Origin of the sequence: Synechococcus sp. R5-13 (assembly GCF_047462015.1) — a bacterium.
Classification (GTDB): domain Bacteria; phylum Cyanobacteriota; class Cyanobacteriia; order Thermostichales; family Thermostichaceae; genus Thermostichus.
The window spans coordinates 1-866 of record NZ_JANSIL010000196.1 but is presented as its reverse complement, the minus strand read 5'-3'; the positions used below and the strand labels follow the sequence as shown (position 1 = coordinate 866).

Annotated in this window: 1 pseudogene; it reads right to left on the bottom strand. The window is 55.1% G+C overall.

The features are described from left to right. Positions 1–584, bottom strand: a pseudogene (locus tag NW840_RS13345) (hypothetical protein); the annotation flags it as partial. Between the last annotated feature and the right edge of the window lie 282 nt (positions 585–866).

The window sequence follows — 866 nt, the reverse complement described above, 5'->3', positions numbered from 1 at the left end:
GTCGGGGTCGGCGTCGGGGTCGGGGTCGGGGTCGGCGTGGGCTCGCTGAAGAAGGTATCCAAGTTCGGCTGCGTGACACTGACACCGCTGAGCTTCAGGGTGGTGGCAAGGAAGGAATTGATCTTACTGGCCGTCGGCGGAAGACCTGTTGAAATTGCCGCAAACAAAACCGCCGCATCCTTGCAGTCCACCACCCCGTCGGCAGTAAAGTCGGAAACAGAGGGCTTGAGCGGATCACCCAACCCCGTCACGTCGGCATCCGTAATCGGCCCCACCTTGAGCGTGTTATTGACAAAGTTAACAATCTTCCCGGAGTCGTTGGTGTTGAGGGTGCAGGCGGCAAAAAGGACTGCCGCATCCTTGATGGTGACTGAGGTCTTTACCCCGTCGTAGTAGAAAGCAATGCTCTCAGAGCCCTGCACTGCTGTTTCTGGCGCCTGAGCTGAAATTGTCGGGGGAAGCTGAGTAACAGCCGGAGGATCCGAAGTAAGGGAACAAGCAGACACTCCTCCTACGAGGGAGGAAGCCAAAATCAAGGGAGCTATCGGGTGACGAAAGCGGGATTTTGAGTTGCAGGAAGCCATGGCAGATCTCCTTCAAAAACTTGCTAGGGTCAACGTCTTTAGCAAGAGCTGCCCAGCTCACCCCAGGGAAACTCAAAGGCAAACCTTGAGTCTAGTCTCAAGTATACCCACAAAGGGCGCTCAAAAAAGCACAGCGACGGTGCCTTTCCCAAAGCTGAAGAAGAAGACAACCGGTTGCCATCTAGCACCTGATACATTTACGCTGAACACTGCTGAACATGGTTCAGGAAAGAAGCGATCGCATCCTGCCTATCTCTGTTCGCGTCAGCGGGACGGAGTCCA